This window comes from Enterobacter sp. BNK-34, assembly GCF_048684445.1.
Classification (GTDB): Bacteria; Pseudomonadota; Gammaproteobacteria; order Enterobacterales; family Enterobacteriaceae; genus Enterobacter; species Enterobacter pseudoroggenkampii.
Genome location: NZ_JBLQUA010000001.1, coordinates 592,507 through 607,474, shown reverse-complemented (window position 1 = coordinate 607,474; position 14,968 = coordinate 592,507). Strand labels below are relative to the sequence as shown.

The window sequence follows — 14,968 nt, the reverse complement described above, 5'->3', positions numbered from 1 at the left end:
TTTTTACGCAATGCTCAATATTAAATCGGCAATACGGACGAAACAATGAAACAACACGAAACGGCAGATAATTCTCAAGGCCAGCTTTATATTGTACCTACTCCTATCGGGAATTTGTCTGATATTACCCAACGTGCGCTCACCGTACTGCAAGATGTTGATTTAATTGCTGCTGAAGATACCCGCCATACTGGCCTGCTGCTGCAACATTTCGCGATTAACGCCCGTTTGTTTGCTCTGCACGATCACAATGAGCAACAAAAAGCCGAAACGTTGGTGGCGAAGCTGAAAGAGGGGCAGAACATCGCCCTGGTCTCCGACGCCGGTACGCCGTTGATTAACGATCCTGGCTATCACCTGGTGCGTACCTGTCGCGAAGCCGGTATTCGCGTTGTGCCCCTGCCGGGTCCATGCGCTGCCATTGCTGCGCTGAGCGCCGCAGGTCTGCCGTCTGACCGTTTCTGCTATGAAGGCTTTCTGCCTGCCAAATCCAAAGGCCGCCGCGACGTCTTAAAAGACCTGGAAGCGGAACCGCGTACCCTGATTTTCTACGAATCCACGCACCGCCTGCTGGAGAGCCTGGAAGATATGGTGACCGTCTGGGGGGAAGCCCGCTACGTGGTGCTGGCGCGCGAGCTGACCAAAACCTGGGAGACTATCCACGGCGCGCCGGTGGGTGAACTACTGGCGTGGGTGAAGGAAGACGAAAACCGCCGCAAGGGCGAAATGGTGCTGATTGTCGAAGGGCACAAGGCGGAAGAAGACGCGCTTCCTGCCGACGCGCTGCGTACGCTGGCATTGCTGCAGGCGGAACTGCCGCTGAAGAAAGCCGCTGCGCTGGCGGCAGAAATTCACGGCGTGAAGAAAAATGCGCTGTATAAGCATGCGCTGGAGCAGCAGGGGGAGTAAGTCAAATGAGCCGCTATCAGCCTCCGTTCACCATCACACCCTTTATCCTCAATCAGGTGGTTGAGATTGGTGAGCTATTAGGGCATTGGGCGGCACATTCTGGTAGGACTTCGCCACTTCTCCGTAAAGAGAATCGTATTAGAACCATTCAGGCCTCGCTAGCCATTGAACATAACTCGCTGACGACAGGGCAGGTGACGGCAATCATGGATGGCAAACGCGTACTTGCTCCTGAAAAAGATATTCAGGAAGTACGCAACGCTATCCTGGCATATGAGAAATTGCCCGAATGGAAGCCCTGGAAGCTCAATGACTTACTCAGTGCGCACCGATTATTGATGATGGGTCTGGTCGATCATCCCGGAAAGCTCAGAAATGGGGACGTAGGGGTATACCGTGGAAACCAGTTAGTTCACATGGCTCCGCCAGCCTCGCAGATGAATCGCCTTATCGACGATCTTCTTTCCTGGCTTAAGCAAACCGATCTTCACCCGCTGATTGCCAGCTCGGTATTTCATTACGAGTTTGAGTTTATTCATCCCTTTTCGGATGGAAATGGCCGCATGGGGCGGCTGTGGCAAACGTTGATATTAAGCCAGTGGCGTGCAGAGCTTGCATGGTTGCCCGTTGAGACACTGATTCACTTCCAGCAAGCGCGCTATTACCAGATTTTAGGGCAATGCGATCGGGCCAGTGATTGCACGGTATTCGTGGAATTTATGCTGCAAAATATGGCCGACGCTTTGCGGGAAGGCATAAACTTGCCGTCCGTCATGTCGGTAAAAATGTCGGAAGAATTGTCGGAAAAGGAAAACGCTATCCTTGAGCTTCTTACCGTTCAACCACAAATGACTGCAGTGATGTTGGCCTCTGTATTGGGCGTGACTTCCCGCACCGCGGAACGATATCTCCATTCTTTGCAAACAAAAGGTAAATTAAAACGCATCGGGGCAAGGAAAGGGGGGAGCTGGCAGGTCATGGCTTAACCTGCCAGCTGAACTCGCTTTATTTCCCTGGCATCGCCTCAAACACCAGCGTTTCCAGCGGCTGCAGTGTAATCACCACCGCATTTTTGTACGCCTCCGGTACGGTTGAATTACGGCCATACACCGCCTTCAGACTAAACTGCGCCGCGTTTCCTGTCGGGACTTCGAAATCTTTCGCCAAATCCAGGAAGTAGCTTTGCGGCTTATCCGACGGGTTACGCAAGCCGAGAATCGCTTTGTCCTTGCTCCAGGATGCCCAGCCGTAAACCTGCAGTGCGGTTGGATCACCACCAATCCAGTGCGTATCCACCAGCACGCTGGCGTTATCCCGCGACCACTTCGCCGCCTGTGCCAGGGTATCCCACTTCGCCTTGTTCAGCATTGACGGGGTGATATACAGCTCCTGCAACTGCGTGCCGGTGGCGAAGTAGCTCCAGACCTGGTCGGCAAAATCGCTGTCCGTTTGCACTTTCTCCAGCCCGTAATAGGCGTTTTCCGCGCTGACGATCCCGTGGTACATCAGCGAGTTCAGCGGGAACAGCGGGCCTTTGCGCACAATGGAGCGGTACGTTTCCGCATCGCGGTAGGTCATCCACTGCTGCACCGGCGTGCCGGGGCCGTACAGGTTGATGTCATCGCCCTGGCGCCAGATAGAATCGGCATAGAACAGCCAGGACGGGCTGGCGTTGGTACCTGTCGTCAGGTTGATAAACAGATTCGGGTTGGCGCTGCGCATGTTGTGCAGCAGGGCGATGGAGGCGTCAAAATCCGAGGCATACGGGCTGCCCTGGATATGCGCGTTGGCATTACCCATCCCGTCCAGCTTGAATGAGGTAATGTGTTCGTTTTTGATTAGCTTAACGATCTGCTCATTGAAGTTCTTAAAGTAGTTCGGCCCTGACAGCGCCAGCTTCCCGTCGACGGTTTCGAACCCATACTCTTTTGCATGCGAGACGCGAACGTCGCGCGGCTTGTTGTAGCCTCCCCACGGTGAGAGCCACAGTCCAACCGAGCTGTGCAGGCTGTCGGCTTTTTCCCGAACCTTGCCAAAACCGTTGCTGAATGCCGGGCCAAATAGCCAGCGCCCGGTAAGGTCGTCCCATCCGTCGTCCAGCAGGAAGGCGTCCAGCGCCACGCCGCGTCCGGTAATAAACTCCTTATTCCACTCGTCCATCCGCCCCAGCACATCCTGCTCGGTGTAGGGATTGAAAAAGCCGATATCCATCCAGCTGTTGTAGTGCAGATAAGGCTTGTACGGTCGCGGACGAACGGCATCAATAAACTGGTTTACGCTGCGGCGCAGCTGGCTGATTTCCGGGAAAGTGCCGAACCAGGTGGTAAAACTGACCGGCGACTCTGGCTGGATCGGCGTTTTCAGTTCTACGTTGAGATTGGTGGTCGCTTCATAGGCGTAAGTGTTAACGATGGGCTTGTCCGGCAAAATAAAGAATGAATCAGCAACGATCGGCGAGCTGTTAATCGCTCCGTCGACATAGGGGGCCTGAGACTGTTTTTTGGTCGGGAAGAAGGTAATTTTCGCCACGTCTCGCGGCTGGCCGACTGCGGCAATGGTGTAGTCGATGCTGGCGTATTTTCCCTTCACCAGGTTTAGCTTCACCGTCACGTTAAAGTCCGGATGGGTAAAGTCGATGACAATTGCGTTGTCCTGCTTTTCGACGTGCTTGATGGTGAAATCAGCGGTGTGGATTTTTGTCTCATCCGGCAGCGTCAGAAAGAACAGCTCCTGCGGCGTGAGCGGATGGTTAGCCTTATTGTCCTTAACCACTACCGTTGAGTTTGCGTCATCAAACGAGAGGGTAATATTGTCGTTATTGAGCGCGTAGTTCGCCGCCGCCGCGCTATGGGAAACGCACAGGGCCAGCACTGAGAGTGCGAAGATTTTTTTCATCAGCGTAAGCTCCTTTTTAATCAGGCTTCTGCCGGAAGCAGCAATCGGTTTGCCGAGCCGCAAACGGCGATCTTGCTTCTGACCACCTCTTTCATGGCGTCCATGCCGACCCGCATATAGAAGCGCGGATCGTTACCCTGCGGGTTTTCGGCAAACCAGGCTTTAACCGCGTCAGAGAAGGCAATTTTCAGTTCGGTGGCCACGTTGACTTTGCACACGCCCAGTTCGATGGTGCGACGCACATCCTCATCCGGCACATCGCTCGCGCCGTGCAGCACCAGCGGCACCGTGACCACTTCGCGAATTTCTGCCAGCCGCTGGAAGTCGATTTTTGGGCGCTTGGTATACAGGCCGTGCGCGGTGCCGATGGCGACGGCAAGGCTGTCGACGCCGGTCAGTTCGACGAAGCGTTTCGCCTCCTGCGGATCGGTAAGGAACGCGCTTTCGGCGTCCACGCTCATGTCATCTTCCACGCCGCCCAGGCGGCCCAGCTCGGCTTCGACGCTGCAGTCGTTAAGGTGGCAGAAATCGACCACCGACTTCACCAGCTTCACGTTTTGTTCAAACGGATAGTGGCTGCCGTCGATCATCGCGCTGCGCACGCCCACGTTGACCTTGCGGCGAATATCGTCCAGCGATTCGTGGTGATCGAGGTGCAGCGCCAGCGGCATGTCGTAGGTGTGGGAGTACGCGCTGCACAGGGCGTAGATCTCTTCCAGCGCAATATGCTTGAAGGTGCCCGGCGTGCCCGCGAGGATCACCGGCGATCGCATTTCGCTGCACACTTCGAGGATCGCCTGGATCGTCTCCGCGTTGTGGATGTTGAACGCCGGAACGGCGTAGCCTTTTGCCTGCGCGTCCAGCAGAAGATATTTCGTCGAGATAATACTCATAATCAGATCCTCTTAAGCCTGCCACGGATGAATAACAACGCCCTGCACCACGCGGTTGACCGTTCCGCTGGCGGATGGCGTATCGGGCGTATTGCCTACGCTGAGCGACTGGGTGAGTGCAAAGACCTGGGCATAGATCAGGAAGCAGAACGCCTGTTCCATATCGATAAACGGACGTGAAGGCGGCAGCAGAATGTGCGGACCCGCTTCAATGACCGGATCGTTTTCAGCGGCGATGGCGACGACGCGCATAGCCTGGCGATCGCGGCGCAGCTCGGCCAGCAGATCCAGATCGTACTGGCGCGTATACGGATGGCTGGAGATGAACACCACCACCAGCGTTTCGTTGTCGACCAGAGACTTCGGTCCGTGACGGAAGCCCGTCGGAGAATCGTAAAACGCCGCCAGCTTGCCCGCCGTCAGCTCCAGCACCTTCAGCGCCGATTCGCGCGCCGCGCCCTGCAGGCCGCCGCTTCCCAGATAGACGACGCGTTTCCACGCTTCATTGCCAAAGACGCCGTGGCTGAAATCGCCGAGCGAGGTGAGGATCGCCTGACAGCGATCGGCGACGTCGCGGAAGGTTTTACTGTTGATCGTCTCAGGGGCGAATACGGCCAGACAGCTCGCCATCATGGTGGTGATGCTGCTGGTCATTGCGAACCCGCGATCGTGCGTTTCGGCAGGCATCAGCAGGGCACAGGCGTTATCGCTGTCGACGGCGTTCTGGTACAGGCTCCCCGCCTCGTTGCAGGTAATCGACAGGTGGTAGCACTCCGGCACGAACTGGTTTGCCAGCTCGACGGCTGCGACGCTTTCCGGGCTGTTGCCGGAGCGGGCAAACGAAACCAGCAGCAGCGGATGCGCAGGGCTGAAGTAGTCCATCGGGTTCGTGACCAGATCGGTTGTCGGGACGGCAGTGAAGTTTTTCCCGGTGTAGCTCGCGAGCCAGGGAGAAACGATATCGCCGATAAACGCGGACGTGCCCGCGCCGGTCAGGACGATCCGCAGGTCGTCCTTACGCAGCAGCGGCGTCAGGAAGCTGTCGATCGAAGAGCGCAGTCTATCGATATTGTTGAGCGAGCGGATCCAGCTGGCAGGCTGCTGGCGGATCTCTTCCTCGGTCCAGGTGCCGGTTGCGGCGGTGGTAGTTTGTGGCATAACTCAGTCCTTAGTCGTGTGAATTCCACATCAGACGCTGGCAATCGTGTCGCTATCTTTCGTTTCGTTTCACTTGTTCACTTTAGCAGTTAAATAAAATCTATAGAAAATAAATCGAAACTTCAATGAAAGAAAAGAAATAAAACGAAAAGTGTGATCGTGAAAGGAAAGGGAAAATTTAAGGAAAGGAAAAGAAAGGCCTTACGATCGGGTGCCGTAAGGCCAACAGGAGACACAATGAAAGGGCTAAAGGGGGAGAGCCTGGCCCTGAATCCAGATCTGCTGGAGGTGCAAACCACCGTCCAGCGCAATGATATTGGCGTGTTTACCCGGGGCTAAGGATCCGAGCTGACCGTCAACGCCCAGCAGCCGGGCAGGGTGTAGCGAGGCCATATGGATAGCGTCTTCGGCGGTTACGCCCGTGTGCTCCACCATATTCCTGACCGCGGCATCCAGCGACAGCGTGCTACCAGCCAGCCCGCCGGAGCCGGTTCGAACCACGCCGTTTTGCATTGAGACCTCTTCACCACAGAGCGTGTACCGTCCGTCCGGCATACCTGCCGCCTGCATGGCATCGGTAATCAGCACCACGCGATCCTGCGCGCAGCAACAGCATAGGCGCATCGCCCCAGGATGGACGTGGTGGCCGTCGGCAATTAGCTCCAGCCACGCCCGTTTGTCCGTCAGCCCTGCACCGACCATGCCGGGCTCTCTGTGGTGCAGCCCCGTCATGCCGTTGTAGCAGTGAACCAGCCCGTCGGCACCCGCATCAAACGCGGCGAGTGTTTGCCGGTACGTGGCAGCGCTGTGGCCCAGCATCACGCGTAAACCGCGCTGTTTAAGATGGTGGATCGCCTGCAGCGCGCCGGGTTTTTCTGGCGCGAGCGCCACTACCCGCAACGTGTTATGCGAGACGTCGATCAGTGCATCCAGCTCCGTGATATTCAGTTCCCGGAATAACTCGGGCGGGTGCGCCCCTTTGTTCTGCGGCGTAAAGTACGGTCCTTCCAGGTAGCTGCCCAGGATCTGCGCCCCGGGGCCGCCCGACTGAGCGCGCCGGGCGATTCGCGCGAGCGCGCCGTGGATAGTCTCCAGCGGCGCGGTCACGGTTGTGGGTAAAAAGGCGCCCACGCCTTCGCGCGCTTTATGCATCGCGAGAATATCCAGCACGTCAGGCGCATCATCCATCACGTCCACGCCCGCGCCGCCGTGGACGTGCGTATCGATATACGCCGGGCAGAGCAGCTCTGCATCGCGCGACGTCACGCCTGCCGGGACAGGCTCAATAGCCGCAATCACGCCGTTTTCAATGCGTAGCTGGTGGTCATCCAGCCAGCCCTGTTCGGTAAGCACCCGCCTCGCGCGCAGCAGCTGGCTCATATCCCTTCCTCGGCAGGGGCTTCCTCGCGACAGCGTCCCAGCTCGTCTACGAGGCTCGTCAGGCCGCGGTGCCCGCACTCCAGTGCCTGCAGACGAAATGCTTCACTGCTTAATCCGTCGCGCTCCAGCACCATCTCCAGCAGCAGCTGCAGGTTGGTGCCGGTGATCACTTCACTGCCCGGCCGTTTCATGGCGAGCGTCGATGCCACGCGAAACGGCGTGCCGCCGAGCAAATCGGTGAGAAACACAATATCGTGCTCTGCATCGAGTTCGCTCACCGCCTGCTCAAGCTGAGCGGTCAGCCGCGCGGTGGTGGACGTTTCAGGAAAATCGATGGCGATAAACTGCGGCTGTTCGCCGAGGATCTGCTTCATCGCCTGCTCAAGCCCGCTGGCAAACCCGCCGTGACCCGTCAAAATAATGCCTAACATCGCAACCTCTTTGCTTTTACAGGAAGTGACAGAATTTACCGACAACGCCCAGCAGCACGGTGATACCAATCAGCCGCAGCGGGCTCCAGCCGCGGCGCACCAGCCAGAACATGGTCAGGGTGTAGACCAGCGGCAGGAACGCGGGCATCAGCTTGTCGATAACGTCGGCCTGCAGTTTGACAACGGCATCACCTGCCTTGATTTCAAGCGTCGTATTGAGGCGGACGTAGGTTGCCACCAGCGCGCCGATCACCGTCATCCCGACGATAGACGCCGCGTGGCCGACCTTTTTGGTGTTGGCTTTAATCAGCGGGATGGCCGCCACACCCATCCGGTAAGCGTAGTGCGCCAGGCCAAAACGCAGGCCGAGGTGCACCACGTTAAACAGCACGATAAAGACCACGGCCCCCAGAATCGACCCTTGCAGCGCCAGGCTGGCGCCGATACCACCGCAGATGGGCAGCAGGGTTAGCCAGAACATGGCATCGCCAATACCGCCGAGCGGCGCGCCGACGGCAATTTTGGTGCTCTGGATACTGTTCACATCCTGCTTGGAGCGCTCCATCGCCAGAATGATGCCGATTACAAAGGTCACCAGGAACGGGTGGGTGTTAAAGAAACCCATATGGCCTTTCATTGCCCGCGCCAGGTCCCGCTTGTTGGTATGGATCTTTTTCAACGCGGGTAGCAACCCGTACAGCCAGCCGGAGGCCTGCATACGTTCGTAGTTAAACGAGGCCTGCAGTAGCATGGAACGCCAGGCCACGCGGTTAATATCCTTTTTAGTTAACTCGGCACCGATGCTCTGGTCTTCGTAGACGTTTTCATTCACGCCGGTCAGCAGCGTCTCTTCGCGTTCAGACACGTCCGGCAGGGTGGTTTGGTTAGATGCCATCTTCGAATTCCTCTTTCTGGGCTACTGGAGCCGTCGGCTCAGGTGATTTACGCATCAGGTCGATCAGCGCCATCGCCAGCGCGGCCGCCGCAATCGCCAGCACCGGAAGCTTGAGCCAGGCGGCGGCGACAAAACCGATAATGAAGTAAGGGATGTAGACGTTTTTCATCATGATCTTCAGCAGCACGGCGAAGCCGATGGCTGGCATGATGCCGCCCGCGACGCCGAGGCCGTCAATCAACCGTGCCGGCAGAACATCAATGGCGGTTTTCGCATGTTCCGCACCGAAGTAGATCGGCAGGAACGCGCACAGAAAATAGAAGATGCCGAGCGCCAGCAGCGCAAGATAGTTAACCCGTTCAATACCGTGAGTATCAGCATTGGCCGCCATGCGATCGCAGCGTGACATCACGCCGGACATCACCGAGAAGAGGAACGTAATCCCCATTTGAACCGCAACGGCAAACGGGACGGCGACGCCAACGGCAACTTCTGGCTTCACCCCGGTGCTGATGGCAAATGCGGTACCCACGATGGTGCCGATAATGACGTTCGGCGGCTGGGCACCGGCGAGCGGGGCCAGCCCCATCCAGACCAGCTCTAACGTACCGCCGGTCAAAATACCGGTATGCAGGTCGCCCAGAATCAGGCCGACCAGCGGCCCGAGCACCACCGGGCGGTGCATGTGTGTTAACCCGTTAAACATATCCAGACCGGCGATAAAGGCGAGTATGCCCAACCCCAGCGCCTGCAACAGACTGATTTCCATTGTGAATCCCTCAGAGCAGTTTAAAGAGGTCCAAAGCAGTTTCTGTTGGAACGCCCTGAACGAAGCATTCCACACCGGCCGCTTTCAGGCCGTTGAACGCGGCGATATCGTTCGCGTCGACAGAGACCGTTTTGGCAATTTGTTGTTTGCCACTGGCGTAGTGCATGTTTCCGACGTTGATACGGGTGATGGGCACGCCGCCCTCAACCAGCTTCAGAAAATCGGCGGGTGATTTGCAGACCAGCAGGATTTTCTGGCGGTCAGCGGCGCGGTGAATGTTGTCGATCACTTTTTGCAGCGACCAGAAGCGCACGGCGATCCCTTCCGCGAGCACCATTTCCATCAGGTTCTGTTGAACCGGATCTTCAGCCACCTCATCGTTGGCGACGAGTACCAGGTTTGCCCCCGCAAACCCCACCCACTGCACGCCCACCTGACCGTGGATCAGGCGTTCATCAATGCGGCATAAGACAATGTTTGGCATAGCGCTTTCCTCTTTTTATTATGCGTTTTGCGTTGTTACGCCTTCGCAGGCGGCGTGGTACTGCTGGAGTATGTCCTGAATGTGGTCAATGATGAGTTCCCGTGGCGTTGACTTGAGAGCGCCCTCGCGAACTTTCCCGTACTGCAGCGGCAGGTACTGGCTGATCAGCGGCAGCGGAATGGGCTCGTCTGCCAGGTTACGCACCAGGCGTTCAAAGGCGTCGTCAATCTGACCGTCCGGCCAGTAGTAGCGCACGCGGTCAGAGTAGCTGTAGCCGCGCGCCAGGCGACGCGCGTTGCCGTCACCGTGGTAATGGCTTTGCCAGTATTCCGGGCGGTCGAGCATGACGTTTTCCAGTACGTGACGCAGGCCGGAGCTGGCTTTTGCCGGCAGCAGCTCCTCTTCTATGGCGGCCAGCGAGAACAGCGCTTCGCGCAGGGCGAAGGTCAGGGCAGGACCAACTTTCAGAATCGCAAAGTGATCGTTGACCAGCTTTCGCAGCGCCTGCGGCGTCTGGTAGTCGGTGGAGTGTGCTTCAAACACCAGCGTGTCGTAGGCTTCAACCATTTTGCTCAGGGCAACGGCTTTCTGCGGCTGATAGTCGCAGACGTGCGCATGGTCGAACTCCACGCCAGGCTGGACCACCAGGCCAATAATGCGCGGCCAGATGTTGCTTAAGCCTTCCTTTTCGAACGCGTGGCGGTGCGCTTCAAGCGTGGCGCGGGCCGCGTCTGGCGTGGTGACGGCAAGTTCGGTGAGCGTCTCGTGCGCGCCACCGGGAACCGGCACTTCCGTGCCGATAACGTAGACCAGATCGGATTCACCAAACTGCTCGCAACAGGTCGCTTCGGCAATCTTCGCCAGGCGTGCGGCGCGTCCGGCAACGATCGCGTCGGTCAGGGGAACCGGGTCGTCCGCGCAGGACATGCTGCAGTCGAGGTGGATCTTTTTGAATCCGGCAGAAACATAGCTTTTGATCAGATCGTCGGCATTTGCCATCGCCTGTTGCGCAGGCAGGTTTTGCCAGCGGTTAGGGCCCAGGTGATCGCCGCCGAGGATCAGCTGTGACGTCGGGAAACCGAGCGACTCGGCCAGCTGGCAGACAAACCCGTGAAAATCAGCGGGCGTCATGCCGGTATAGCCACCAAACTGATCCACCTGGTTGGAGGTGGCCTCGATCAACAGCGGGGATCGATGTGAATGCGCGTAACGAATTGCAGCTTCCAGTACCAGCGGATGTGCGGAGCAGACGGCGTAAATCCCGTTTGAATTCCCCCGTTTATGGTGTTCCACCATTTCTGTCAGATGTTTCACTTTCCTCTCCATTTCGGATGGTAATGATATTTATCTTTCGTTTTGTTTCATTTAATCCTGCATCATGGTGATCTAAAAATAAAACGAAAGATAATAGTTTTCCGATCTGTTTCACAAAAGAAACATAATGAAAGGTTTCAGCGCGGTGCCAGCTTGCGTATCGTCACTATGCAGCGCTTGCATTCCCGTAAAGGAAAGGCCTTAATAGGCAAAACGAAATGAAACGAAAGAATTTTGATTAAGGAGCTCGTATGAGCAGCACCGATTCATCCGCGGAAAAGCGCATCACCAGCACCAGTGAAAGGCGGGAGCAGATCATTCAGCGGTTGCGGGCGCAGGGAAGCGTACAGGTTAACGATCTGTCTCATCTGTACGGCGTATCGACGGTAACAATCCGCAACGACCTGGCGTTCCTGGAGAAGCAGGGCATTGCCGTTCGCGCTTACGGTGGGGCATTGATTTGCGAAGGCAACATGCCGGGCGCTGAGCCTTCCGTGGAGGATAAAAGCTCGCTGAATACGGCGGTGAAGCGCAGTATCGCGCAGGCTGCTGCCGCGCTGGTCAAACCCGGGCACCGTATTATTCTGGACTCCGGCACCACGACGTTTGAAATCGCCCGCATGCTGCGTCAGCACACGGATGTGATTGCGATGACTAACGGCATGAACGTGGCGAACGCGCTGCTGGAAGCTGATGGGGTGGAGTTGCTGATGACCGGCGGACATTTGCGTCGTCAGTCGCAATCCTTCTACGGTGACCAGGCCGAGCAGTCGCTACAGAATTACCATTTTGACCTGCTGTTCCTGGGCGTCGATGCCATTGATCTCGATCGTGGCGTGAGTACGCATAACGAAGATGAAGCCCGTCTGAATCGCAAAATGTGCGAGGTGGCGGAGCGTATTATCGTTGTCACTGACTCCAGCAAATTTAATCGCTCAAGCCTGCATAAAATCATCGATACGCAACGGATTGATATGATTATTGTCGATGAAGGTATTCCGGCGGAAAGTCTTGAAGGATTACGGAAAAGCGGGATTGAGGTGGTGTTGGTTTAAATTATTTTACCCTCTCCCTGGGGGAGAGGGCAGAGTGAGGGGAAGTCACGTCACCGGTGCCGGGTTAAACACCGCCAGCTGATTATGTAATCCCCACTGATCCGAAAAGGTTTTCTTCCGCCCGCTGGCGACATCCAGAATGAAGTGGAACAGCTTCCAGCCCACGTCTTCAATGCTCTCTTCTCCGGTGGCGATGGTTCCCGCGTTGATATCCATTAAGTCATACCAGCGGTTCGCCAGCGCGGTGCGGGTCGCCATTTTAATCACCGGCACCGCCATCAGGCCGTACGGCGTGCCGCGCCCGGTGGTAAAGACCTGCACCGTAATGCCGGATGCGACCTGCTGCGTGCCGCACACAAAATCGCTGGCCGGCGTTGCCGCGTAGATCAGTCCGCGTTTCGTCGGGCGCTGTCCCGGAGAGAGCACCTCTGCAATGGCGCTCTGCCCGGATTTGGCAATGGAGCCGAGGGCTTTTTCCACCACGTTCGCCAGGCCGCCTTTTTTGTTCCCCGGAGACGGGTTGGCGCTGCGGTCGGTTTTGCCCATATCGAGATAGCTATCGTACCAGGCCATCTCCTCAAGCAGGCGCTTGCCGACCTCTTCATTAACGGCGCGTGGCGTAAGCAGATGGATGGCGTCACGCACTTCGGTCACCTCGGAGAACATCACCGTGGCGCCGCAGCGAACAAGCAGATCGGACGCATAGCCTACCGCCGGGTTGGCCGTCACGCCGGAGAAGGCATCGCTGCCGCCGCATTGGGTGCCCACGACCAGTTCCGAGGCCGGACACGTTTCGCGCTGGCGGCGGTTGAGTTTGTCCAGATGTCGCTCTGCCACCTGCAGAATGTCATCGACCATTGAGCGGAAACCAACGTGGCGTTCGTCCTGCAGGCGCACGATACTGGCCTCGTCTGCCGGGATGGCTTTGACATCCTCGGTACCCTGCAGCAGGCGTTCTGGCTGCAATTTTTCACAGCCGAGGCCGATGACCATCACCTCGCCGCCAAAGTTCGGGTTGAGGGCGATATTGTGGATGGTCCGGATCGGCACCACGGCAGCGGGCGCGTTAATCGCCACGCCGCAGCCGTAGAGGTGGTTCAGGCCCACCACGCCGTCGACGTTCGGGTATTTTGGCAGCAGATCGCGTTCGATAATTTTCACCACGTAATCCACTACGCCCGCCACGCAGTGCACGCTGGTGGTAATGCCGAGCAGATTCTTGGTGCCGACGCTGCCGTCCGCATTGCGGTAGCCTTCGAAGGTATAGCCCTCCAGCGGAGGAAGCGGTTCCGGCACGCGGGTTGCCAGCGGAAGCGTGTTCAGCGGCGGCGCTTCTGGAAGTGCCACCAGCGACTCCTCAACCCAGCTACCCTGTGGTATAGCGCGAACGGCATAGCCGATGACTTCACCGTAACGTACGATTTCGCTATTAGCAGGGATATCCACCAGGGCGACTTTATGTCCCTGTGGAATATGCTCAATCAGTTCCAGCCCGTCCGGGAATCGAGTGCCCGCTTTTAAGCCATTGTCGTTGACAATAATCGCCACATTATCGATGTCGTGTACTTTGATATAAAACGCCGTCGGCGATGCCTGTCGAATTTCAATGTCGGCCATTGTTCACTATTCTCCAGCAAAGTGTCTGATAATAAATTCAGCCAATTTTCTAATGGTAGAAATAAATACGCGTCTTTCAGAAATAAAGCATGTCAGCATAGGGGATATTAAAATGTGATCTCGCTCGCTCCCGAACCCGTAATCCTTGATTCTGTGCATTAGCGCCCAGTGCTTTGTGCATATGCAAAAATTTTTATCAAAATATGCCGTAATACCTGAGCATTAAAACAATGTGCGGTCGCGGATGGCGTCTTATACTGAATGACGATTTTATCACGCCAGAATACGTCAGAATAATAAATATCATGCTGGCACGGTGTCTGAATGAATAAATAAAATGACACTGAAAAAGGCTGCGGAATAAAAAGGTAAATACGATGAGTAACGATATCTTCCCGAATAAATTTAAAGCGGCCCTCGCGGCGCACCAGATTCAGATTGGCTGTTGGTCCGCGCTGGCAAACCCAATCAGCACCGAAGTGCTGGGCCTGGCCGGTTTCGACTGGCTGGTGCTGGACGGCGAACATGCGCCGAACGATATCAGCACGTTTATTCCGCAGCTGATGGCGCTGAAAGGCAGCCACAGCGCCCCGGTGGTGCGTGTACCCACCAACGAGCCGGTGATTATCAAGCGTCTGCTGGATATCGGCTTCTACAACTTTCTGATCCCGTTTGTGGAGACGGAAGAACAAGCGGCGCTGGCCGTAGCCTCAACGCGCTACCCCCCGGAAGGGATCCGCGGCGTCTCCGTTTCGCACCGCGCCAATATGTTTGGCACCGTGCCGGACTATTTCGCGCAGTCCAACAGCAACATCACCATTCTGGTTCAGATCGAGAGCCAGCAGGGCGTTGATAACGTCGACGCGATTGCCGCCACAAACGGCGTGGACGGTATCTTCGTCGGCCCAAGCGATCTGGCTGCCGCCTTTGGCCATCTGGGCAACGCCAGCCACCCTGACGTGCAGCGCGCGATCCAGCATATCTTTGCCCGCGCCAAAGCACACGGCAAACCGTGCGGCATTCTGGCGCCGGTTGAGGCGGACGCCCGTCGCTATCTGGAGTGGGGAGCCACGTTTGTTGCCGTCGGCAGCGACCTCGGCGTATTCCGCTCGGCCACGCATAAATTAGCGGACGCTTTTAAAAAATAACCATCATTGAGGATACAGAT

The 14,968-nt window shown here is 56.9% G+C and carries 14 protein-coding genes; 4 read left to right on the top strand and 10 right to left on the bottom strand.

Annotated features, from left to right (window positions below; genetic code table 11):
• The first annotated feature begins 45 nt into the window (after window positions 1-45).
• Complete coding sequence (gene rsmI, locus ACMGG5_RS03115; RefSeq protein WP_420277518.1) at window positions 46-909, top strand: 16S rRNA (cytidine(1402)-2'-O)-methyltransferase; 864 nt, start codon at window positions 46-48, stop codon at window positions 907-909.
• 5 nt (window positions 910-914) lie between these two features.
• Window positions 915-1,895, top strand: coding sequence for a Fic family protein (locus ACMGG5_RS03110; RefSeq protein WP_420277516.1), 981 nt, complete (start codon window positions 915-917; stop codon window positions 1,893-1,895).
• Between the two features lie 19 nt (window positions 1,896-1,914).
• Here the strand turns inward: ACMGG5_RS03110 and ACMGG5_RS03105 are convergent, their stop codons facing one another.
• The 9 genes from ACMGG5_RS03105 to kbaZ all read right to left on the bottom strand — a co-directional run bounded on the left by ACMGG5_RS03105 (window position 1,915) and on the right by kbaZ (window position 11,128).
• Entirely contained in the window at window positions 1,915-3,804 is a 1,890-nt protein-coding gene (locus ACMGG5_RS03105; protein ID WP_420277515.1) for an enterotoxin, read from the bottom strand.
• Window positions 3,805-3,824: 20 nt separating this feature from the next.
• Window positions 3,825-4,697: a tagatose-bisphosphate aldolase subunit KbaY gene (gene kbaY / locus ACMGG5_RS03100; protein WP_420277514.1), complete on the bottom strand. Its 873-nt coding sequence runs from the start codon at window positions 4,695-4,697 to the stop codon at window positions 3,825-3,827.
• 12 nt (window positions 4,698-4,709) lie between these two features.
• A complete protein-coding gene (locus ACMGG5_RS03095) occupies window positions 4,710-5,855 on the bottom strand; it encodes an SIS domain-containing protein (RefSeq protein ID WP_420277513.1) in 1,146 nt (381 codons plus the stop codon).
• Between the two features lie 246 nt (window positions 5,856-6,101).
• Window positions 6,102-7,235 carry an N-acetylglucosamine-6-phosphate deacetylase gene (nagA, locus tag ACMGG5_RS03090; RefSeq protein WP_148770262.1) on the bottom strand — a complete coding sequence of 378 codons (1,134 nt, stop codon included), beginning with the start codon at window positions 7,233-7,235 and terminating at the stop codon, window positions 6,102-6,104.
• Window positions 7,232-7,666 (bottom strand): PTS galactosamine/N-acetylgalactosamine transporter subunit IIA, encoded by a 435-nt coding sequence (agaF, locus tag ACMGG5_RS03085; RefSeq protein WP_290093984.1) that lies wholly within the window; start codon window positions 7,664-7,666, stop codon window positions 7,232-7,234. The genes nagA and agaF overlap by 4 nt, the downstream gene beginning before the upstream one ends.
• 16 nt (window positions 7,667-7,682) lie before the next feature.
• A complete protein-coding gene (agaE, locus tag ACMGG5_RS03080; protein WP_061716429.1) occupies window positions 7,683-8,561 on the bottom strand; it encodes a PTS N-acetylgalactosamine transporter subunit IID in 879 nt (292 codons plus the stop codon).
• Window positions 8,551-9,330, bottom strand: coding sequence for a PTS N-acetylgalactosamine transporter subunit IIC (agaW, locus tag ACMGG5_RS03075; RefSeq protein WP_061716430.1), 780 nt, complete (start codon window positions 9,328-9,330; stop codon window positions 8,551-8,553). The genes agaE and agaW overlap by 11 nt, the downstream gene beginning before the upstream one ends.
• Before the next feature lie 10 nt (window positions 9,331-9,340).
• Complete coding sequence (gene agaV, locus ACMGG5_RS03070; protein WP_023333561.1) at window positions 9,341-9,814, bottom strand: PTS N-acetylgalactosamine transporter subunit IIB; 474 nt, start codon at window positions 9,812-9,814, stop codon at window positions 9,341-9,343.
• 18 nt (window positions 9,815-9,832) lie between these two features.
• Window positions 9,833-11,128: a tagatose-bisphosphate aldolase subunit KbaZ gene (gene kbaZ / locus ACMGG5_RS03065; protein ID WP_194266163.1), complete on the bottom strand. Its 1,296-nt coding sequence runs from the start codon at window positions 11,126-11,128 to the stop codon at window positions 9,833-9,835.
• Between the two features lie 251 nt (window positions 11,129-11,379).
• Between kbaZ and ACMGG5_RS03060 the strand changes: the two genes are divergently transcribed.
• Entirely contained in the window at window positions 11,380-12,183 is an 804-nt protein-coding gene (locus tag ACMGG5_RS03060; protein WP_208763287.1) for a DeoR family transcriptional regulator, read from the top strand.
• Between the two features lie 45 nt (window positions 12,184-12,228).
• Here ACMGG5_RS03060 and garD read toward each other — a convergent pair whose 3' ends face one another.
• Window positions 12,229-13,800: a galactarate dehydratase gene (garD, locus tag ACMGG5_RS03055; RefSeq protein WP_208763286.1), complete on the bottom strand. Its 1,572-nt coding sequence runs from the start codon at window positions 13,798-13,800 to the stop codon at window positions 12,229-12,231.
• A 377-nt stretch (window positions 13,801-14,177) separates the two neighbouring features.
• Here garD and garL point away from each other — a divergent pair, with 377 nt between their 5' ends.
• On the top strand, window positions 14,178-14,948 hold the full coding sequence (gene garL / locus ACMGG5_RS03050; RefSeq protein WP_024906391.1) for a 2-dehydro-3-deoxyglucarate aldolase: 771 nt from the start codon (window positions 14,178-14,180) through the stop codon (window positions 14,946-14,948).
• Window positions 14,949-14,968: the final 20 nt, after the last annotated feature.

Coding starts and splice junctions, on each gene's coding strand:
- garD (WP_208763286.1), bottom strand. CDS start 13,800: ATGGCCGACATTGAAATTCGACAGGCATCGCCGACGGCGTTTTATATC.
- nagA (WP_148770262.1), bottom strand. CDS start 7,235: ATGAGCCAGCTGCTGCGCGCGAGGCGGGTGCTTACCGAACAGGGCTGG.
- agaW (WP_061716430.1), bottom strand. CDS start 9,330: ATGGAAATCAGTCTGTTGCAGGCGCTGGGGTTGGGCATACTCGCCTTT.
- agaE (WP_061716429.1), bottom strand. CDS start 8,561: ATGGCATCTAACCAAACCACCCTGCCGGACGTGTCTGAACGCGAAGAG.
- ACMGG5_RS03105 (WP_420277515.1), bottom strand. CDS start 3,804: ATGAAAAAAATCTTCGCACTCTCAGTGCTGGCCCTGTGCGTTTCCCAT.
- kbaY (WP_420277514.1), bottom strand. CDS start 4,697: ATGAGTATTATCTCGACGAAATATCTTCTGCTGGACGCGCAGGCAAAA.
- ACMGG5_RS03095 (WP_420277513.1), bottom strand. CDS start 5,855: ATGCCACAAACTACCACCGCCGCAACCGGCACCTGGACCGAGGAAGAG.
- agaV (WP_023333561.1), bottom strand. CDS start 9,814: ATGCCAAACATTGTCTTATGCCGCATTGATGAACGCCTGATCCACGGT.
- rsmI (WP_420277518.1), top strand. CDS start 46: ATGAAACAACACGAAACGGCAGATAATTCTCAAGGCCAGCTTTATATT.
- agaF (WP_290093984.1), bottom strand. CDS start 7,666: ATGTTAGGCATTATTTTGACGGGTCACGGCGGGTTTGCCAGCGGGCTT.
- garL (WP_024906391.1), top strand. CDS start 14,178: ATGAGTAACGATATCTTCCCGAATAAATTTAAAGCGGCCCTCGCGGCG.
- ACMGG5_RS03060 (WP_208763287.1), top strand. CDS start 11,380: ATGAGCAGCACCGATTCATCCGCGGAAAAGCGCATCACCAGCACCAGT.
- ACMGG5_RS03110 (WP_420277516.1), top strand. CDS start 915: ATGAGCCGCTATCAGCCTCCGTTCACCATCACACCCTTTATCCTCAAT.